The organism is Paenibacillus sp. RUD330 (assembly GCF_002243345.2).
Classification (GTDB): Bacteria; Bacillota; Bacilli; order Paenibacillales; family Paenibacillaceae; genus Paenibacillus_O.
This window is the reverse complement of the sequence record NZ_CP022655.2, coordinates 3,781,654-3,802,334: the sequence shown is the minus strand read 5'-3', so window position 1 is coordinate 3,802,334 and position 20,681 is coordinate 3,781,654. Positions and strand designations below refer to the sequence as shown.

Sequence of the window (20,681 nt, the reverse complement as noted above, 5' to 3'; positions counted from 1 at the left end):
ATTGTAGCATATTTCCTGCCCGCTTATCATGCATTCTGCGCGTATTTTAGCGGACGAATGGGGTGGAATATGTTAACATAGCAGTGAAATGGGAATACCTTGAATTAATCAACGCAGCCGTGAACCTGCAGAATAGAGATCAAGAGGCGGAGGCCGCGGACAAGGCTGTGCTTTCGAGCCCGTTTTCTGGAAAAACCGCCTTGGATGCCGGATCTACCGGGCTTAGACCGCGATTTCGGAACGGCCTTCCAGCCTCGAAGGTTAGTCTTCAACATCTGTCAATCAGGGAAAGAGGTGCAGCCTTGAAAATTTCAACCAAAGGCCGTTACGGCTTGACGATTATGATGGAGCTCGCCGCCAAATTCGGCGAAGGTCCGATTTCTTTGAAGAGCATCGCGGAGAAGAACTCCCTCTCCGAGCATTATCTGGAGCAGCTGATCGCGCCGCTGCGCAACGCCGGGCTGGTCAAGAGCATCCGCGGAGCCTACGGCGGCTACATTCTGTCCAAGGATCCCGAGACGATCACCGCAGGCGACGTCATCCGCATCCTGGAGGGCCCGATCTCGCCCGTCGACTTCACGGAGGAGGACGATCCGGCCAAGCGCAACCTGTGGCTGCGCATCCGCGACAGCATCGCGGAGGTGCTGGATTCCACGACGCTCAAGGATCTGATCCAGTATACGGAGAAGAGCGAGAACGACAGTTATATGTTCTATATCTGACCGGGAGAGAGGCAAATGGAACGCATCTATTACGACCATGCGGCGACGACCCCGCTGCATCCGCTTGCCGCTGAAGCGATGCTGGCCGTCATGCAGGGCCCGCCGGGCAATGCCTCCAGCATCCACAGCTTCGGCAGGGATGCGCGGCGCCTCGTCAACGAGTCCCGCGAAGCCATCGCGGCTACGCTGGGCTGCAAGCCGGCCGAGATCGTCTTCACCTCCGGCGGTACGGAAGCCGACAATATGGCTGTCCGCGGCGTCATGGAGGCCCAGGCCGCGGCAGGCAAGCGCCATCTGATCACAAGCCGGGTGGAGCATCACGCCGTGCTCAGGGAATGCGAGCGCCTGGAGCGGACAGGCATCGACGTGACGTACCTGCCCGTTGACGAATCCGGCCTGATATCCGCAGAGGACCTGAAGCAAGCGCTGCGCCCGGATACGGGACTCGTAAGCATCATCTATGCGAACAATGAGACGGGCACGGTGCAGCCGATCGCCGAGCTTGCCGGATTGGCCGGCGCGGCAGGCGTGCCTTTCCATACCGATGCGGTGCAAGCCTACGGCAAGCTGCCGATCGATCTGGCGGTCCTTCCCGTCCAGCTCCTCTCCGTCACGGCCCACAAGATCAACGGGCCGCATGGAACGGGCGCCTTGTTCGTCCGCCAAGGAACTTTCCTTCACCCGCTCCTCGTCGGGGGCTCCCAAGAGAAGAAGCGCCGCGGCGGCACGGAGAATCTGGCCGGCATCGCCGGATTTGCCGAAGCCGCCAAGCTGGCTGCGGCCAAGCTGGAGTCCGATGCGCTTCGCCTCGACGAGCTTCGCCGCGAATGGATCGCTCTCATGGACGAGGCTGCCGAAGGCGGCGTCGTCGTCAATGGACATGAAGGGAAGCGGGTGCCGGGAATCGTCAACCTGAGCTTTCCCGGATTGGACAACGAGGCTCTTCTCATGAACCTCGACCTGGCTGGAATCGCCGCTTCGGCGGGCTCCGCCTGCACGGCGGGAGCGCTGGAGCCTTCCCATGTGCTGCAGGCGATGGGGCTTCCGCAGGAGCGTCTGCAGACCGCGATTAGATTCAGCTTCGGATTGGGCAATACTAAGGAGGAAATGGCGCGGGCCGCACGAAAGGTTGAAACTTTTCTGCGCCGTAATCGTAATTCTTCTTAGGAGGCGGATGCCGCATGGCGACTCCGGCCGATCCCGTGATGAAGCTTCAGCATATCATCGGACTGCCTGTCCTGATCTCCCATACCGGCCGGATGGCCGGACGCATCAAGGATGCCTGGTTCGACGAGCACTGGAAGCTGAAGGGCTTCGTCCTGGACGGCTGGTGCTGGAAGCCGCGCACCGTCCGGACCGTTCTCTGGGACGAGGTGCTGACCTGCGGCGAAGACTGCGTCTTCATCCGGGGCAAGGAATCGGTCCGCACGTCGAGCGTGTCCATCGCGCAGCGTTCTTTCCTGAACGGATGCGTGCGGCTGAAGGATCTTCCGGTCGTCACGGCAGGCGGCAGCCAGCTCGGACGAGTGTCCGATGTTTATATCGACCCGTTCTTGGGTACACAGTTAGTAGGTTTTGAACTGACGGACGGTTTTGTCTCCGATCTCATGGATGGACGGAGATGGCTGAGAGCGCCCCGGGATTCCGACGTCTTCTTGCTTGGCGAAGATGCGATCATCGTCCCGACGATGGATGAGAGTTCCCTGGAGCGCGTCGCAGCTTCCGATCCGTACATGTAGGGAGAAATGACCAATGACAATGAAATGCCCCAACTGCAATTCCCGAGATATCGGCAAAATCGGCTCGCATCAGTTCTATTGCTGGAGCTGCTACATCGAGCTGACGGTGAACGGCGACAAGATGAGCGTCTACCAGGTTGAGGAAGACGGCACGCTGAGCTCGCTCGACGATCTGTTCTTCGAAGAGGATATCGCCTCATCGGAGCTTCACGCCAACTGACGGCTTGTCCAACCGGAATCCACGCCCCTGAGCGCATCGCGCTGCAGGGGCTTTTGCTTTTTTTGGCATCATCGGGAAAACAGCCCGGTCTGCAGCGGCATGCCTTCTGCCCGCAAAATGCCGGAGTGCCGTCCGGCGCGCGGCCATAGGCATGCGCGCATCCAGCCCCGGGCTGCGGAGCCGATCCCGCCGGCTTGCTTGGCTGGGCGGGGAAGGTATGGAAGGCGGCGGAAGGACATATACTGTAACGACCTGCCGGGGAAGACAGGCCCTTTAGGCATCGCTCCCGGCCCGAGCAAGGCGCCAGGGGAGGACGGCAACATGGACAAGCTGAGGCAGAACCGCGTCCTGATGACGCTCATATACATCATTCTGGGGCTGCTGGCCCTGTTTCTGCTGCTTCTCATCAAGCCGATGCTGATGGATGCGTACCGGTTCGTCCGCGCGGTGCTGACTCCTTTCCTCATCGCGATGGTCATCTCGTATGTGCTTCATCCCGTCGTCAGCCTGCTCAGCGTGAGGCGGGTGCCGCGCACGATCGCGGTCCTGCTCATCTACGCCGTATTCTGCACCGCTCTCGCCGTCATCCTGATGAATCTCATTCCGATGGTGGCCGGCCAGGTGCAGGAGCTCGGAGAGCATGCGCCTGAGCTTACGATGAGAGCCAAAGGCATGATGGAGGATTTCAACAACACCTCCTTCCTGCCGGACAGCCTGCGCAGCGGCATCGAGCGCGCGCTGGTCACGATGGAGAAGAAGCTGACGGAAACGACCGCCGACTTCCTGAACAACATCGGATCGATGCTGAATGTCGTTTTCCTGGCGTTCATCATTCCGTTTCTCGTTTTTTATATTCTGAAGGACTTCGACGTCATGGAGCGGACGGTCGTCACCTACATGCCGAAAGCCCACCGCAAGCATCTGGTCCGGATGTTCAAGGACATCGACGAGGCGCTTGGGAGCTACATCCGCGGGCAATTTCTCGTATGCGTCATCGTCGGGCTGCTGGCCTACGCCGGCTATCTGATCATCGGGATGCCCTATGCGCTGCTGCTGGCCTCGATTGTCGCCGTAACCAACATCATTCCGTATCTGGGCCCGTTCATCGGAGCGGCGCCCGCGCTGCTGATGGCATCCACGGTATCGGTCAAAATGATGCTGCTCGTCGTCGTCGTCAATACGCTGTGCCAGATTCTGGAGGGCAACGTCATCTCTCCCCAGGTCGTGGGCAGGACGCTTCATATGCACCCGCTGTCGATTATTTTCGCCCTGCTGGTCGGAGGAGAGCTTGCCGGCATCGTCGGCATGATTTTGGCCGTTCCCGTCTTCGCTGCGCTGAAGGTCATCCTGCAGCATTTGTTCGCTTATTACATCCGGCGGCGTACCGTCTGATACTAGGAGCGGGAATTTGACAAAAGGCTGTTTTTTTCTTATAATGCATGGCATATAGGTCTGTTTTCAGCTTCATAGTCACAGCGTTGATGAGACGACAAGTAAGCCGCAGCCCGGCATTCAGAGAGAGGATTCCTTCCGGCAGGCGCCGGTCGGCTGCAAGAATCCCCGTGCCGAAGAGCGTGCCGAAGCTGGTCTCGGAGCGTGGATGAACTCCACCGGCAGCGGCGCCGTTATCCTCCGCATTCAAGGAGATTGCCCCTTCGGAAGCCCTAGCGGCGGCTGGAGAGCGGCAGTAACCAGGGTGGTACCGCGATATGAATCGTCCCTGTCGGCTGACAGGGGCGTTTTTATGTTTTTCAAGGCTTATCCGCAAGCAAGACGAGTTGACCAAAATCCCGAGTGGAAGGCTGGAATTCCGATGAAAGCTGCAGAAATCCGTTCCAAATGGCTGAAATTCTTTGAAAGCAAAGGCCACAAAGTCGAGCCGAGCGCTTCGCTCGTGCCTCATAACGATCCTTCCCTGCTGTGGATCAACGCGGGCATCGCCCCGCTCAAGCCTTATCTTGACGGACGCCAGATTCCGGACAATCCGCGCATCACGAACGCGCAGAAATGCATCCGCACGAACGATATCGAAAATGTCGGCAAAACCCGCCGCCACCATACGTTCTTCGAGATGCTCGGCAACTTCTCGATCGGCGACTACTTCAAGGACGAAGTCATCGTCTGGGCGTGGGAATTCCTGACCTCCAAGGAATGGATCGGCTTCGATCCGGAGCGGCTGTCGGTGACGGTCCATCCGGAGGATGACGAAGCGTTCAAGCTCTGGAACGAGACGGTCGGACTGCCCGCCGAGCGCATCATCAAGCTGGAAGGAAACTTCTGGGAGATCGGCGAGGGGCCTTGCGGACCCTGCACGGAAATCTTCTACGACCGCGGCGAGAAGTACGGCAACGATCCATCCGATCCCGAGCTCTATCCCGGCGGCGAGAACGAGCGCTACCTGGAAGTATGGAACCTCGTGTTCACGCAGTACAACCTGAACAAGGACGGCAGCTACACGCCGCTGCCGAACAAGAACATCGATACCGGCGCCGGACTGGAGCGCTTCGCCTCCATCCTGCAGGATGTCGACTCCAACTTCGACACCGACCTGTTCGTGCCGATCATCGAGAAGGCCTGCTCCATCGCCGGCGTCAAATACAAGGAAAAAGAGGAGACGGACGTCGCGCTCAAGGTCATCGCCGACCATGTCCGCACCGTCGTCTTCGCAGCCGGTGACGGCGTGCTGCCGTCCAATGAAGGACGCGGCTACGTCATCCGCCGCCTGCTGCGCCGCGCCGTGCGCTACGGCAAATCGCTCGGCGTGGACCAGCCGTTCCTGTACCGCTTGACCGAGACGGTCGGCGACGTCATGGGCGTCTACTATCCGGAGATCGAGGCCAAGCGCGAATTCATCGAGAAGGTCATCCGCGGCGAGGAGGAGCAGTTCCACCGCACGCTCGACAGCGGTCTCGGCCTGCTCGCGCAGCTTGTGGAAGCGGCGAAGAAGGACGGACGCGCCGAAATCGGCGGCGAGGACGCTTTCAAGCTGTATGATACGTACGGCTTCCCGTTCGACCTTACGGAAGACTTCGCAGCCGAGAACGGCCTGTCGGTCGATCGCGGCGGCTTCGACCAGGCGATGGACGCCCAGCGCCAGCGCGCTCGCGCCGCACGCCACGAAACCGGCGGAATGAGCGTTCAGGGCGGCGCCCTGTCCGAGTTCACCGAGCCGAGCAGCTTCATCGGCTACGACAGCCTGTCCGCTGAAGCGGTCGTGACGGGCATCTTCGCGGACGGAGAGCTGGCGGACATCGCCGGCGAAGGAAGCCGGGTGCTGGTCGTTCTCGACCGCACGCCGTTCTATGCCGAAAGCGGCGGCCAGATCGGAGACAAGGGAACCATCAGCGCGCCGGGAATGAAGCTTGAGGTGGAGGATGTCACCAAAGCTCCCCACGGCCAATCGGTCCATCACGCCCTTGTCGTGGAGGGAACGCTCCATAAAGGCGCCAAGGTGCAGGCCGAAGTATCCGTAACGTCGCGCGGCGATACGGTGAAGAACCATACCGCGACCCATCTCCTGCACAAAGCGCTCAAGGACGTGCTCGGCGGCCATGTCAATCAAGCGGGCTCGCTGGTCGAGCCGGAGCGTCTGCGCTTCGACTTCTCGCATATCGGCGCCATTTCCGCCGAGGAGCTGGCCGATATCGAGCGCCGCGTCAACGAGCAGATCTGGAGGGGCACAGCCGTCGTCATCGAGAGCAAGCCGATCGCCGAAGCGAAGGCGATGGGAGCGATGGCTCTCTTCGGAGAGAAGTACGGAGACGTCGTGCGCGTCGTCCAGGTCGGCGACTACAGCCTCGAGCTGTGCGGCGGCTGCCATGTGGAGAACACGTCCCGGATCGGGCTGTTCAAAATCACCGGCGAGACGGGCATCGGATCCGGCGTGCGCCGGATCGAGGCGGTCACCGGGCGCTTCGCCTACGCGTATACGGAAGGCCGGCTCGAGCTGCTGGAGCAGGCGGCCGGGCTTGTGAAGGCGGGCGTATCCGAGCTGCCGCGGCGCATCGAGGCGCTGCTCGGCCAGGTCCGCGAGCTGCAGCGGGACAACGAGTCGCTGCAGAGCAAGCTCTCCCGCATCGAGGCGGGCTCGCTGGAGACCAAAGCCGTGTCGTTGGGCGGCGTGACCGTGCTGGCCGCTCAAGTCAGCGCTCCGTCCATGGATGCGCTGCGCGGCATTGCCGACGAGCTGAAGCTCAAGCTGCCGGAAGCGGTCATCGCGCTCGGCGCGGCTGCCGAAGGCAAGGTCAATCTGGTCGTATCCGTGTCTCAGGATCTCGTAAAAAAGGGCTTCCATGCGGGCAAGCTCATCAAGGAGGCAGCGGCTGTATGCGGCGGCGGAGGCGGCGGAAGGCCCGATATGGCTCAAGCCGGCGGCAAGGATCCTTCCAAGCTGGAGGAAGCGCTCAAACTTGTCGAAGAACTGGTTCTCGCGCAGTCAAGTGTGATATAGTAAGGATGTATCTCAAGCGGAGCCGGCTGTTCTGTCGAAGGACGGCCGGCGCTTGCGCAGGGAAGTAGAGAATTTCAATGAATTCGATACGACTCCGAAGAGCCTCCTGAGCGGGGGCCAGAGGAAAGCGAGGTGCTGGCGGTGAGCTCCATGGACAAGACAATGAAGTTTGACGTGGTTGCGGACGGTCCTGAGGCTTCCTCGAAGGATATCCTGCTGACGGTGTACGACGCGCTGGTGGACAAGGACTACAATCCGATCAACCAGATCGTCGGGTATCTCCTGTCCGGAGATCCCGCTTACATCCCGAGGCACAACAACGCAAGAAGCCTGATCCGCAAGAAGGAACGAGACGAGCTCATTGAGGAATTAGTGCGCTCCTATCTGGCCAATCACCGCTGATTGAACGGCAGGCTGGCGACTGGAGAGGGTAGCGGCAGATGAGATTGATGGGCTTGGATTACGGCGACCGCCGAATCGGCGTTGCCCTCAGCGACCCAATGGGCTGGACGGCCCAGGGGCTCGAAGTGGTGCAGCGCAGGGACGGCAGCGAGATGCAGCGTCTCGCCGCGCTTGCGGCTGAGCATGAAGTGGTTGGAATCGTTGTCGGGCTGCCCAAGAACATGAACGGCAGCATTGGTCCGCGTGGCGAAATTTGCATCGCATTTGCCGAGGAATTGGGGCAAGTACTGAACTTACCTGTACACCTATGGGACGAAAGACTTACGACGGTATCCGCAGAGCGGACGCTCATCGAGGCGGATGTCAGCCGCAAGAAACGAAAGCAGGTCGTGGATAAGATGGCGGCCGCGCTTATTTTGCAAAACTATCTCGACTCTAAGATGAAAAGGTGAGGGTAACGATGGCAAATGACGACATGCAGTACGAAGAGCCGGAAATCATCTATATTCCGGACGAAGACGGCAACGAAGAGGAATTCGAGGTAATCATGAAGTTCGAGGTTGACGGCTCGGACCAGAAATATATGATGGTCGTTCCCCTGAACTCCGAAGCCGGAGAAGAGGATGAAGAGGACGAGGTGTACGCCTTCCGTTACGAGGAGGATGGCGACGATCTCAAGCTGTACACGATCGAAGACGAAGAAGAGTGGAGCATGGTAGAGGAAACGTTCAATACCTTGCTCGGCGAACTGGAGGAAGAACAAGGTTAATGAGCATATCGCAGCCGGAGCGCATCACGCTCCTTAAAGAAACATTCGGCCGGGAAGTTCTGCTCGTCGACGACAGCGGACAGGAAATTCCTTATACGGTCCAAGCGGAATTCAGCCTCGGCGACCGCAGCTACGCCGCTCTCCAATCTCCTGCCCTGCGCAAGGAAGGCGAAGTGGAGATGTTCCTGATCGTGCTTGGCGTGGATGGAACTCCTGAGCTGGAGACGATCGAGGATGACGAAGAGTGGGAGCTTGCGGCCGAATCCTATGACGCCCTGCTTTTCGAAGGCTCAGACAACGAGGAATAGCAGTTGACGCAGGGGCGGCTGACACCGCCCCTTTTGGTTGTGTCATGAAAGCGCCGATGGAAGCGGAGGCCGGCGACACTTGCGAAGCGGGGGACAGGGATAGAGATGCGGAACGAAGAAATGAGCGGCATGCCGGGCGGGCAGCCGTCCGGGCCGGCGAGAAGCCGGATTACGCTTTGGGTAGTGCTGACGCTGCTAACCCTGCTGCTCGTGACGGCTGCAGGAATCGCAGGGTATATATGGAACGGACTGCGGCCTGCGGCCGCGGGCGAGATGAAGCAGGTGCAGATCGCCCGGGGCATGTCGCCGTTTCAGGTGGCCGACCTTCTGGAGCGGGAAGGCATTATTCGGAATGCCTTCATTTTCAAATATTACCTGAAATTCAAGGAACAGGGCGGGAGCTTCCAGGCCGGAACGTACGAGCTCGCGCCGGGCATGGAGCATGAATCGATCATCCAGAAGCTGAACAGCGGCTCGACGGTGAAGGAAGCGGTCATCCGGTTCACGATTCCGGAAGGATACACCCTGCTGCAGATCGCGGACAAGCTGTCGAAGGAAGGCATCATCGACAAGAACCGCTTCCTTGAGCTGGCCGATTCCAATAAAGCCTGGGGCGACGCCGAAGCGGTCAAGACGATTCCGGAGGATTCCCGGATCCGCCACCGTCTGGAAGGCTATTTGTTCCCGGACACCTACGAGCTCAAGAAGGGCAGCACCGAGGAGGATATCCTCACCCGCATGGTGGAGGAGACCGACCGCAAGCTTGCCGAGCTGCCCGACCTGGACGAGACGCTGCAGGAGCGGGGCATGTCGCTGCATGAGCTGCTTACCGTCGCCTCTCTGGTCGAGCGCGAGGTCGTCGTCGACGCGGAGCGGGCTGCCGTCGCCGGCGTCATCTACAACCGTCTGGCCAAGCCGATGCGCCTGCAGATCGACGCCACCGTGCAGTACTTGCTGGACAAGCCCAAGGAAAGGCTGTACGAGAAGGATCTCGAGGTCCAGAGCCCCTACAACACGTACCGCAGCGACGGCCTGCCGCCGGGACCGATCAGCAGCCCGAGCTTGAAGTCCATCGATGCCGCGCTGCATCCGGAGAAGAACGAATACTACTATTATGTGACGAAGAAGGACGGCAGCAGCCGTCACCTGTTCGCCGTCACCTACGAGCAGCATCTGAACAACATCAAGCAGAGCGGGAAGTAAAAGGCAAGGAGGAACGACGCAACTTGAATACCAAACCGGAACTATTGACAACAGCTGCTTCCTTGGGCGAGCTCCGCAAGCTCATGGAAGCCGGAGCGGATGCGTTCATCATCGGAGAATCCAAATACGGAGCGAGGCTGCCGGGCGAATTCGGACTCGGGGAGATGGCCGAGGCCGTCGAGGCGGCGCATGGCTTCGCCCGTCCCGTGCGGATTTACGCCGCCGTCAACAACTTGCTGGACAATGCGGCCGCAGACTCATTGCCCGAATATCTCGGCTCTCTGGCGCAAATCGGCGTGGATGCGATCGTCTTCGGCGATCCGTCCGTCCTGGTGACCGCGCGGGAGGCGGCGCCGGGCGTGGCGCTGCACTGGAACGCCGAGATGACCTCGACGAGCTACGCCCAGGCCGATTACTGGGGCCGCAGGGGAGCGTCGCGGATCGTGCTCGCGCGCGAGCTGAACATGGAGCAGATCATCGAGATCAAGCAGCGGACCAGCCTGGAGGTTCAGGTCCAGGTGCACGGAATGACGAACATCTACCATTCCAAGCGCTCTCTTGTCGACAGCTATATGGGCCATCTCGGCAAGGAAGCATCGGAGCTTGACAGCCGTCTCGGCCAAGGCCTCTATCTGATGGAGGAGGAGCGCAGGGACGAGCGCTATCCGATCTACCAGGATGCCCATGGGACTTATATGATGAGCTCCGATGACGTCTGCATGATCGAGAACCTGCATGAGCTGATGGAAGCGGGAATCGACAGCCTGCGGGTCGAGGGCTTGATGAAAACGGCGGCGTACAACGAGACCGTCATCCGCGCCTATCGCGCGGCAATCGACGCGTATGCCGCCGATCCGCAAAACTACGAGTTCAAGGAAGAATGGCTGGACGCCATCCGCGAGCTTCAGGACCCGAGCCGGGAGCTGAGCTACGGCTTCTTCTTCAAAGAGCAAGTCTATTGATCCCATGCAAGCAGGAGGTGAATACATCATGTCTATGACTACAAACAAACCCCTTCTCAAAGGAAAGCGCCATCGCCTGGACAAGCCGGAGCTGCTCGCTCCGGCCGGCAACCTGGAGAAGCTCAAGTTCGCGGTGCATTACGGCGCCGACGCCGTCTATATCGGCGGGCAGAAGTACGGGCTCCGCTCGGGTGCGGACAACTTCAGCTTCGAGGAAATGCGCGAAGGCGTCGAGTTCGCCGCCCGTTATGGCGCGAAGGTATTCGTCGCGACGAACATCTACGCCCACAACGAAGACATCGAAGGGCTTGAGGACTATCTGCGCGGCCTCGAAGAGGCCGGCATAGCCGCGATCATCGCGGCTGATCCCGCCATCGTAGAGACGGCCCAGCGGGTCGCTCCCGGCCTGGAGGTCCATCTCAGCACCCAGCAGTCGGTGCTCAACTGGCGCACGGTCAAGTTCTGGAAGGATGAAGGGCTGCCGCGCGTCGTGCTTGCGCGGGAGACGAGCCTGGAGGAAATCGCGGAGATGAAAGCCCATGTCGACATCGAGATCGAGGCGTTCATCCACGGCGCGATGTGCTCCTCGTTCTCCGGCCGCTGCGTGCTCTCCAACCACTTCACCGACCGGGATTCCAACCGCGGCGGCTGCTGCCAGTCCTGCCGCTGGAAGTACGATCTGTACGTGGACGGCGATTCCGTCAACAGCGAGCAGGACAGCCAGTTCACAATGGGCTCCAAGGACCTGTGCATGATCTCGCATCTGCCGGAGCTGATCGAGGTCGGCGTGGACAGCTTCAAGATCGAGGGCCGGATGAAAAGCCTTCATTACGTAGCTACCGTCGTCAACGCTTACCGCCAGGCCATCGATGCTTACTTCGCCGATCCCGACAGGTACGAGCTGAAGCCGGAATGGGTGGATGAGATCAACAAGTCCGCCAACCGGCCGCTCAATACGGGCTTCTTCTTCGATACGCCGGGCACGGAAGACCATATTTACGAGCCGGAGCAAAAAGCCGCTCCGTACGACTTCGCCGGCGTTGTCCTCTCCTACGACGAGGCGACAGGCGAAGCGGTCATCCAGCAGCGCAACCATTTCAAGCCCGGCACCGAGGTGGAGTTCTTCGGACCGGGAGGAACCTTCTTCAAACAGTCGGTGGAGGAGATCCGCGACTTGGAAGGACAGCTGCTCGATGCCGCGCGGCATCCGCTGCAGCATGTGCGGATCCGGACGGCTCAGCCTGTCCATCCGATGGATATGATGCGCAAGCGCATCCGCTAAAGCAATCGGCCCAAGCCTTCCATGCGCATTTGGCGCCTGCGGCTGCCAATCTTCGCAGCATGGATACGGTAAACTTAATCCCCCGCTGGCCTTGAGGCCGGCGGGGGATTTTTTCGATAGGCCCAATTCCAAATGATTCCGAATGCCGTAGAGCTCGACCGCGTTTCAATGCCTGAATCTCAGTAGCAGGGATTGGCCTGTCGCAGCCGCAGGTGTCCCCCGCATACCTGACGGTTGTTTTTTTTGACTCTGTGATGGTCCTTAGCATGGTGATAGTCTTATCGTACCTGCAGAGTCTCCTGGAGAGCTTTCTTCCCGGCTTTTCGAGGAGGCGGGAGGGTTTGCTCATGCGCAGAGGGTTGATATGAGAAATTCTTGCGGATGGCAACGAAATCGGCTCGAATCATGAGAGATTGCGCCATGAAAAGGATAAAAGATATGCTAAAGAAGACGAAAAAGGCAATTTCAGTTTCATATGGTTTATTTGACAAAACGTCATTCCTTTCCATTGCGATCCCACTATCTTCCATAAAGTACCTATGTTGATCTCGAATTTTGATTATTCAAGAGCTGTACCAACGGAACGGCTCTCAACATAGGCATTGTAAAGAAAATATTTATCTGACATGAGACTAAAGACCTGTGTCCAGCATTCCGATAAGAATAAGAAAGAGATTGCGACCACAGGATGGTGAACGGTGATGGGGAATCGTTTGGCAGAATGGATAGAAAAGCGGAAAAACAAGGACAACCTCAACAGCGGCGACAGAGCAGGCGGGCAGGCCGCAGCGAAGGCCGGCAGCGCCGGCAAGCTCTCCTTGAACATCGGACGATCGGTCGGACTGAAGCTCTTCCTTACTTTTTTTGCTGGCATTTTGGCATGCGTGCTGCTCATGGGATACTTCTCCTACCAAATTTCAAAGAGCGTCATCGAGACCAAGGTGTCGGAATCGTCGCAGGCGACGCTCAAGCAGATGTCGGACAAGCTTGATCTCGTATTCGACAAATTCAATGATTTCTCGCTGCAGTTCGTCGCGGATGTCACGCTGCAGAACATGATCGGCTCTACGATGTACGCCTCGGATGACAATGCCCGGACCAATGCGGAGCGCGAGCTCAACAACAAGCTCCAGAGCATGGTCCTCGGCACGTCGGGGGTGGAGAACCTCAATCTGATTCCGGTCAGCTCCAAGCTGAGCGAGCGGGTTCTTGGAACGGGCAAGCTGGAGCTGGAGAAGGTCCATCAGGCTTCCTGGTACCAGGAAGCGCTGAAAGACCTCAGTCAAGGCGTCTGGATCCCGACGCAGCCGGCAGGCTTCCAGGATGGGGGAAAACCGACGCTTGGATTGGCCCGTGCGCTTAGGGAGCCCGGCGGGACGGATCCGATCTATGTCGTGCTTGTCGAGATCCAGGACCGGGTCATCCAAGACCAGCTCCAGGGCGCCCAGCTTGGCGACGGCGGCACGGTCACGATTCTCGACCGCCAAGACGGAATTCTGCTGGATGCTTCCGGCAGGGACTTCATCGGAAAGAAATCCGCGGTAGCCTTCAGCGCTCAAGCCAAGGACGGCGATTCGGGAATGTTCGTCACAGACGAGAGCGGAACGAAGTCGCTTGCGATCTACAACCGATTCAACGCCAACCCCTGGATGGCAGCGGGAACGATACCGGTTGGCGAGCTGGTGAAGGACGCGCGGAAAATCTACATTTTGACGGTATATGTTTCCATCGGCGCGGTTCTCGTGGCCATTCTGCTCGGATTCGTCGTCATGAGGATGGTCGGAATACCGCTTCGCCGTCTCCGCAACCTGATGAACGAAGGGAAAAAAGGCAATCTGACGATCCGCTCGGGCCATCGCTCGCAGGACGAGATCGGACAGCTGTCGTCGAGCTTCAACGAGATGATGGAGCAGATCACAGGCCTCGTGCAGCAGGCGCGGGAAAGCGCGGAGCAGGTGCTGTCGACGGCCGGAGAGGTCGGGCAGTCGTCCCGCCGTACGGCCGGAGCGGCGCGGGAAATCGCGGCGGCGACGGAGGAGATCGCGGGCGGGGCGACCAGCCTGGCGATGGAAGCGGAGAAGGGCAGCGACCTGACGACCGGCATGGACGAGAGCATGCGCCGGGTGAAGCTGTCCAATGACAGCATGATCGCGGCGGCAGGCGAGGTCCAAGCGGCGGGTGCGCAGGGGACGGGCCATATGGCGGCGCTGATCGACCAGACCGGCCTGGCGGAGGGCATGGTGCGCGGAATGGCGGAGAAGGTCGACCGGCTGAAGGACAGCACGCGCTCAATCCGCAAAATTCTGGACGTGCTCGGAAGCGTGGCGAAGCAGACGAACATCCTGTCGCTGAACGCGTCGATCGAGGCGGCGCGGGCGGGAGCGGCAGGCAAGGGATTCATGGTCGTAGCCGGGGAAATCCGGCAGCTGGCCGAGCAGTCGCGGGAATCGATCAGCGTGGTGGAAGGCATCACCGATACGATCCAGCGCGAGATCGACGAGACGGTATCGGTGCTGTCGGAGGCGCAGCCGATCTTCCAGGGGCAGATCGGATCGGTGCGGGAAGCGAACGGAATCTTCCTGGACGTGCAGACGCGGATGGCGGATCTGGCGAGAAGCCTGGACGGCGTGACGGAGGCGATCCGGACGCTGGACGAGACGCAGGCGCAGCTGAGCGAGGCGATGGGCAGCGTAAGCGCCGTGGCGGAGCAGTCTTCGGCGACGTCGGAGGAAGTCGCGTCTTTGAGCAGCGAGCAGCTGGGCGTGAGCGAAGGGCTTGTCAACCTTTCCTCCGAGCTGGAGGAAGTGTCGCGCTCGCTGCAGAAGGCTTTGGAGCGGTTCCGGATCGAACAATCATAATCGGCATGAGGCGGGTTTCCAGCGGAAGCCCGTCTTTTGTTTACTTGAACGATGAAAAATAAGCTGTCAAGGTGCGCAGGACGCAGGTTTTTATTTTAAATGTAAACTTCTCAGCACCAGAATCCGATATTAAGGAAACAACCGCTAAGCTGGAGGATGGAAATTGCCATGAAGCTGAACCCGCTGCGTTATGTAAGCGCCAAGCTGTTTTTGATCGTTTTTGTCAGTATTCTCGTTTGCGTTCTGTCCGTAGGTCAAATCTCTTATGGCATTTCCAAGAATGTGATTGAAAAAAAGGTTAGCGCTTCCACGGAAGAGACGGTCAGTCAGATCGCCGGAAAGCTGGATCTGATCTTGGACAACTACCTCAATTACTCCGTCCAATTCCTTACGGACAAGGAAATCCAGTCCAATGTAGGGGAGTTCTTCAGTTCGACGGTCGATGAGTACGGAGTGTTCTCCGCGCAGCGCATCCTTACGGACAAGCTCTCGGGGATGGCCATGTCCAACAAGGGCGTGCTCAATGTCAACTTCGTCCCGATCGACCCCCATGCGAAGACACAGGTTCTGGGCACAGGCAATCTCAACTACGAGAAGGTCAAGGAATCGGCCTGGGTCAAAGCGGCGATCGAGCAGAACGGACTTCCGATCTGGATTCCGACGCAGCCGAAGGGATTCCAGGAGAACGGCGACAAGCCTTCCATCGGGCTCGCTCGCGTCATCAAATCGCCTTCGGGCACGAACGCTTTCGTCATGCTGATCGAGCTGCGGGAATCGCTGATCTCCGATCAGCTCAATGCGATCAATCTCGGCAGCGACAGCCGGGTAGCCCTGTTGGGAGCGGACAAGGCCGTGCTGTCGGATACGATGGCGGCTGAGGACGGCGCAGAAGGCGGCGAAGGCAAAACCTTCAACTTCAATGCGCCATCCGACGCAGATAGCGGAAGCTTCCGCGCGGACAGTCCGGCGGGCCAAGTGCTGACGATTTACAACAAGCTCGGGGTGAACGACTGGAAGGTCGTCGCGATGCTGCCTACCGCGGAGCTGGTGAAGGATGCCAACCAAATCTCGCGCATGACCTGGATCATCGCTGCAGCTGCGGCCGTTCTCGCCTTGCTTGTCGGGCTCTATGTCATCTACTCCGTCGGACGCCCGCTGCGGCTGATGCGCAACCTGATGAACGAAGGGAAGAAAGGCAATCTCGCGATCCGTTCCGGCCATCGATCCAAGGATGAGATCGGACAGCTGTCGTCGAGCTTCAACGAGATGATGGAGCAGATCACAGGCCTCGTGCAGCAGGCGCGGGAAAGCGCGGAGCAGGTGCTGTCGACGGCCGGAGAGGTCGGGCAGTCGTCCCGCCGTACGGCCGGAGCGGCGCGGGAAATCGCGGCGGCGACGGAGGAGATCGCAGGCGGGGCGACCAGCCTGGCGATGGAAGCGGAGAAGGGCAGCGACCTGACGAGCGGCATGGACGAGAGCATGCGCCGGGTGAAGCTGTCCAATGACGGCATGATCGCGGCGGCCGGCGAGATGGAAGCGGCCGGTGCGCAGGGGACCGGCCATATGGCGGCGCTGATCGACCAGACCGGCCTGGCGGAGGGCATGGTGCGCGGAATGGCGGAGAAGGTCGACCGGCTGAAGGACAGCACGCGCTCGATCCGCAAAATTCTGGACGTGCTCGGAAGCGTGGCGAAGCAGACGAACATCCTGTCGCTGAACGCGTCGATCGAGGCGGCGCGGGCGGGAGCGGCAGGCAAGGGATTCATGGTCGTAGCCGGGGAAATCCGGCAGCTGGCCGAGCAGTCGCGGGAATCGATCAGCGTGGTGGAAGGCATCACCGATACGATCCAGCGCGAGATCGACGAGACGGTATCGGTGCTGTCGGAGGCGCAGCCGATCTTCCAGGAGCAGATCGGATCGGTGCGGGAAGCGAACGGAATCTTCCTGGACGTGCAGACGCGGATGGCGGATCTGGCGAGAAGCCTGGACGGCGTGACGGAGGCGATCCGGACGCTGGACGAGACGCAGGCGCAGCTGAGCGAGGCGATGGGCAGCGTAAGCGCCGTGGCGGAGCAGTCTTCGGCGACGTCGGAGGAAGTCGCGTCTTTGAGCAGCGAGCAGCTCGGCGTGAGCGAAGGGCTTGTCAATCTATCCTCCGAGCTGGAGGAAGTGTCGCGCTCGCTGCAGAAATCTCTGGAGCGGTTCCGGACGGAATAGCGACAAGGGCAGCTTAAGAAGCAGCAAGAAACAGGAAGCAAGAGACAAGAAGCAGCAAGAAGCAGCAAGAAGCAGCAAGAAGCAGCAAGAAGCAGCAAGAAGCAGCAAGAAGCAGCAAGAAGCAGCAAGAAGCAGCAAGAAGCAGCAAGAAGCAGCAAGAAGCAGCAAGAAGCAGCAAGAAGCAGCAAGAAGCCCCTTTGCCGAGAGCAAAGGGGCTTCTTTGGCTTTGTTTCTTTTTTCCCGCTGTTAGCCGAACGGTGGATGGGGAATGCTGGAATATAGAATCAATCGATTGGATAATTCGGAGGCCATCCTATGTCCGTACGCCGCATGAGAACCGCTGCTTGCCTGATTACGATCGTCATGCTTGTCTGCATGGCACGCCTTGCCTGGATTGATCTCCTTCCTTCCCGGCACGCTTCCGGCAGTCCGGCTGGAGGGCAGCGCCGGCCTGCCGGCCCGCTGCAGCTGCACAGCCAAAGCCTTCAGCTTGATTCCGGGAGAGGAGACTTCCGCGACCGTTCGGGACTGCCGCTTACCGGCTTCTCCTATCGCTCGCTTGCGCTTTTCCCCTTGCCTTCTTCGGAGAGCAGGGGAACGGGAAGCGATCTCTCCGTCCTCGCGCGGATCATGGGCATCGGGAGGGTGGAGCTGACAGAGAAGCTGTCCGGCCTGAATTCGCCTGAATTCTGGCATGATCCCGGATCGGGAATTCCGCGCCGGCTGAGCGCTTCCCAGGAGCGGGAGCTGGCGGGCCTGCGGATCGAAGGGGTAGCGGTACTTCCGGTTCGGGCGCGTTATCTGGAAGGGGAAAGCGGAATCCAAGCAATCGGTTATGTCAGCGAGAACCCGGATCGGATTCGGGAATTGTACGCCAAGCAGCTGCGACAGGGCAAGGCGGCCCTTTCCGATCGAACGGGTGGAGCGGGTCTGGAGCTGTCGCTTGAAAAAGTGCTGCGGGGAACGGGCCCGTCCTACGCGCGATATTTCACGGACGGAGGAGGGGCTCCGCTCAAGGGGCTGGACATGACGCTCACGCGCCCGTCTACGCCTCTCTACCCGCTCCAAGCCGTCACGACCATCAGCCTTCCCTTGCAGCGGGAGCTGGAAAGGAAGGCGCGTCTGGAAGGGCTCGCCAAAGGGGCGGTCGTGGTGCTGGATGTCCGCAGCGCCGAGATCGTTGCGATGGTGTCGATGCCTTCCTTTGACCCGCTCAAGCTCGACGGCACTCTGTCCGGGACGGAAAATCATGCTGTCAAAGCGTTCACTCCCGGCTCGGTCTTCAAGTTGGTTACGGAAGCGGCGGCGCTGGAGGCAGGCGTGACGAGCGAGGGAGAGAAGTTTTTCTGTCCCGGCGAATACGGCCGTTACGGACTGTCCTGCTGGAAAGAGGGAGGCCATGGGCTCGTTACGCTGCGGCAAGGACTGGCGCAATCCTGCAATATCGTTTTTGCCGGGCTCGCCGAGCGGCTGACCCCCTCCCAGATCCAGATCACCGCAGACCGGCTCGGGCTCGGAAAGAGAGTAGGCTGGAGCCTGGAGGACGGAGAAGCCGCAGGGCCTCTCAAGGGGCCGCTGCGGCTTCTGTGGGAAGAGGAATCGGGCCAAGTGTTCTCCCGAAGGGGAGCGAATGGCAAACTGTCGGGAGGCGAGCTTGCCCGGACTGGAATCGGCCAGCAGGATGTGCTGGCGTCTCCGCTCCAGGCGGCCAATCTGATGGTCACCCTTCTGCATGGCGGGCAGGTCCTCGAGCCGAGGCTGCTCCGAGAAGTCCGATATGCCGACGGGCAGCTGCTTGCCCGGCTGCCGGCCCATGAGCTGGAGTCGCCGTACGGCCGCATCGCTCCGGCTACGGCGGCAGCTCTGCGCAAAGGCATGGAGGCGGTCGTAAGCGGCGGGACGGGGCGTTCCCTGCAGCGCATGTCTTGGCAGCTGGCGGGCAAATCCGGGACAGCGGAGACAGGACGGCCGGGACAGGGCAACCATCAATGGTTCGTCGGTTACGGCCCTGTCCGCAGCCCCCGTTATGCCGTAGCGGTGCTGGCCGAGAACAGGCCGGAGGGGAGCCCGAACCAGGCGGCGAAGCTGTTCGGCAGCGTCATGGATACGCTGGCTGCCTGGGAAGCCTCCGGCGCGGAGCGGCTCCCTTGACGAGAATCGCCTGAGATCGAGCCGAATTTCAATGGCCGAGCTGCGGCCAAGCTGAGGCCGAGCCAAGGCGAGTTAAAGTTGAGCCAAGGCCGAGCCAAGGCCAAGCTTCATTCCAGCGGATTGCCGAGCCCCCCCGATGGTCTCACGCCTCTGCTGGCGGATCGGACCTTCCATAGTCCGGCAGATCATATTCATCCTTGGGCGGAGTGATCCATCGGCTCAGATAGCCTTGGTCGTACAACGCTTTGACAAGGATGAGCAGCACGGGCGAGAGGATGACGCCGGCGACGCCGAACAGCGACAGGGAGATGACCATGAACGCCAGCATCGTGAAGGCGGAGACGCCGAGCGTATCCCCGGTAATGAGCGGCTCCAGAATCTGCCTGGCGAGCACGATGACGAGGAACAGGATGGTCAGCCAGATGGCCAGATTGAAGTCCCCGACAGCCAGCAGGTAGATGATCCAGGGGATGAATACCGTTCCAACCCCGAGGAGCGGCAGGATGTCGAACACAGCGGCCAGCACCGATATCGTCAGCGCGTTGTCGACCCCGAGCAGCAGGAGGGACACGAATACGACGAGGAAGGTGATGGAGATCAGCTTCATCTGGGCCTTCAAATAAGCGGTAATGCCTGAGAAGACGTTGAGGCGCAGAAATTCGAAGGCTTTCTTGAACGTCCGGGGCGTTTTGTCCCGGGCGATTTTTTTCCAGCCGCCGATTTCGATGCTGAGGAAATAAGCGAGTATGATTCCGACGATAAAGTTAAACATAAAGGCGGAGACCGAGGACAGGTATCCCGCTGCGCTGAAGAGGAAGCCTTTGGCCACTTTTTGTCCCCACAGGGTAAGGGAGTCGACGTATTCCTGCAGCTTGTCGACCGAGCCCGGAGGAAGGGCGCCTACCTGCTCCTTGAGCCAATCCGATCCGGCATTCACCTTGGTGACGAGCATGCTCTGGTACTCCGGAAGCTTGTCCGCAAGCGCGGTGGCTTCCTTGACGACGATATAGCCGGCTCCAAAAAACAGGCCGAGAACGAGCGCGGAGAAAACCAGGATGGAAACAGCCGAGGCGAGCGATTTCTTGATGCCGATCCGGTTCAAGGCTTTGGCCAAAGGCTCGATGATGACGAAGATGAGCAGCGAGAGGAAGATCGGGGCTGCGATGGAATACAAAAAGCTGAATAATAGCATGATCAGGTAAACCGTGAGGACGATCAGGCCGATGTCGAAAGCCGTCCTCCAGTACTTGCGGTAAAAGGTCAGCATGCTGTCGAGTTCTCCTTCTCCAGATAGCGGTGTACGAGCATATTTCTGTCTGTATTGTACTATAGTTTTAGAGATGATAGGCTTTTTTTGCCCGTGGACTATGGTACAATGGATGTTGACTTCAATGGACT

At 59.7% G+C, this 20,681-nt stretch carries 17 protein-coding genes; 16 read left to right on the top strand and 1 reads right to left on the bottom strand.

Features of this window, described 5'->3' with window-relative positions:
* The first annotated feature begins 302 nt into the window (after nucleotides 1–302).
* The 16 genes from cymR to CIC07_RS17215 all read left to right on the top strand — a co-directional run bounded on the left by cymR (nucleotide 303) and on the right by CIC07_RS17215 (nucleotide 19,283).
* Nucleotides 303–722, top strand: coding sequence for a cysteine metabolism transcriptional regulator CymR (gene cymR, locus CIC07_RS17290; protein WP_076354380.1), 420 nt, complete (start codon nucleotides 303–305; stop codon nucleotides 720–722).
* Nucleotides 723–737: 15 nt separating this feature from the next.
* Nucleotides 738–1,889: a cysteine desulfurase family protein gene (locus CIC07_RS17285; RefSeq protein ID WP_076354382.1), complete on the top strand. Its 1,152-nt coding sequence runs from the start codon at nucleotides 738–740 to the stop codon at nucleotides 1,887–1,889.
* A 14-nt stretch (nucleotides 1,890–1,903) separates the two neighbouring features.
* A complete protein-coding gene (locus tag CIC07_RS17280) occupies nucleotides 1,904–2,461 on the top strand; it encodes a PRC-barrel domain-containing protein (protein WP_234992874.1) in 558 nt (185 codons plus the stop codon).
* Between the two features lie 19 nt (nucleotides 2,462–2,480).
* Nucleotides 2,481–2,681, top strand: a complete 201-nt coding sequence (locus CIC07_RS17275) for a YrzR-like zinc ribbon domain (RefSeq protein WP_076356814.1) — start codon at nucleotides 2,481–2,483, stop codon at nucleotides 2,679–2,681.
* Nucleotides 2,682–3,002: 321 nt separating this feature from the next.
* Complete coding sequence (locus CIC07_RS17270) at nucleotides 3,003–4,073, top strand: AI-2E family transporter (protein ID WP_076354384.1); 1,071 nt, start codon at nucleotides 3,003–3,005, stop codon at nucleotides 4,071–4,073.
* 421 nt (nucleotides 4,074–4,494) lie between these two features.
* Complete coding sequence (alaS, locus tag CIC07_RS17265; RefSeq protein ID WP_076354386.1) at nucleotides 4,495–7,131, top strand: alanine--tRNA ligase; 2,637 nt, start codon at nucleotides 4,495–4,497, stop codon at nucleotides 7,129–7,131.
* 141 nt (nucleotides 7,132–7,272) lie between these two features.
* Entirely contained in the window at nucleotides 7,273–7,533 is a 261-nt protein-coding gene (locus CIC07_RS17260) for an IreB family regulatory phosphoprotein (protein ID WP_048745194.1), read from the top strand.
* Between the two features lie 38 nt (nucleotides 7,534–7,571).
* Nucleotides 7,572–7,985, top strand: coding sequence for a Holliday junction resolvase RuvX (ruvX, locus tag CIC07_RS17255; protein ID WP_021878637.1), 414 nt, complete (start codon nucleotides 7,572–7,574; stop codon nucleotides 7,983–7,985).
* Between the two features lie 8 nt (nucleotides 7,986–7,993).
* Nucleotides 7,994–8,302: a DUF1292 domain-containing protein gene (locus CIC07_RS17250; RefSeq protein WP_076354388.1), complete on the top strand. Its 309-nt coding sequence runs from the start codon at nucleotides 7,994–7,996 to the stop codon at nucleotides 8,300–8,302.
* Nucleotides 8,302–8,610 (top strand): DUF1292 domain-containing protein, encoded by a 309-nt coding sequence (locus CIC07_RS17245; RefSeq protein ID WP_076354390.1) that lies wholly within the window; start codon nucleotides 8,302–8,304, stop codon nucleotides 8,608–8,610. The genes CIC07_RS17250 and CIC07_RS17245 overlap by 1 nt, the downstream gene beginning before the upstream one ends.
* A gap of 105 nt (nucleotides 8,611–8,715) precedes the next feature.
* Nucleotides 8,716–9,813: an endolytic transglycosylase MltG gene (gene mltG / locus CIC07_RS17240; RefSeq protein ID WP_442953333.1), complete on the top strand. Its 1,098-nt coding sequence runs from the start codon at nucleotides 8,716–8,718 to the stop codon at nucleotides 9,811–9,813.
* Nucleotides 9,814–9,836: 23 nt separating this feature from the next.
* Nucleotides 9,837–10,775: a peptidase U32 family protein gene (locus CIC07_RS17235; protein WP_076354391.1), complete on the top strand. Its 939-nt coding sequence runs from the start codon at nucleotides 9,837–9,839 to the stop codon at nucleotides 10,773–10,775.
* A gap of 34 nt (nucleotides 10,776–10,809) precedes the next feature.
* Nucleotides 10,810–12,057, top strand: coding sequence for a peptidase U32 family protein (locus CIC07_RS17230; protein ID WP_076356818.1), 1,248 nt, complete (start codon nucleotides 10,810–10,812; stop codon nucleotides 12,055–12,057).
* A 701-nt stretch (nucleotides 12,058–12,758) separates the two neighbouring features.
* Nucleotides 12,759–14,915 (top strand): methyl-accepting chemotaxis protein, encoded by a 2,157-nt coding sequence (locus tag CIC07_RS17225; protein WP_076354393.1) that lies wholly within the window; start codon nucleotides 12,759–12,761, stop codon nucleotides 14,913–14,915.
* A 168-nt stretch (nucleotides 14,916–15,083) separates the two neighbouring features.
* Entirely contained in the window at nucleotides 15,084–17,132 is a 2,049-nt protein-coding gene (locus CIC07_RS17220; protein WP_234992875.1) for a methyl-accepting chemotaxis protein, read from the top strand.
* A gap of 315 nt (nucleotides 17,133–17,447) precedes the next feature.
* Nucleotides 17,448–19,283, top strand: coding sequence for a peptidoglycan D,D-transpeptidase FtsI family protein (locus tag CIC07_RS17215; protein WP_076354397.1), 1,836 nt, complete (start codon nucleotides 17,448–17,450; stop codon nucleotides 19,281–19,283).
* Nucleotides 19,284–19,425: 142 nt separating this feature from the next.
* On the opposite strand, the gene CIC07_RS17210 is transcribed toward CIC07_RS17215, so the two are convergent.
* The gene (locus tag CIC07_RS17210; RefSeq protein WP_076354399.1) at nucleotides 19,426–20,550 is read right to left on the bottom strand and encodes an AI-2E family transporter; all 1,125 of its coding nucleotides are present in this window, start codon (nucleotides 20,548–20,550) and stop codon (nucleotides 19,426–19,428) included.
* Between the last annotated feature and the right edge of the window lie 131 nt (nucleotides 20,551–20,681).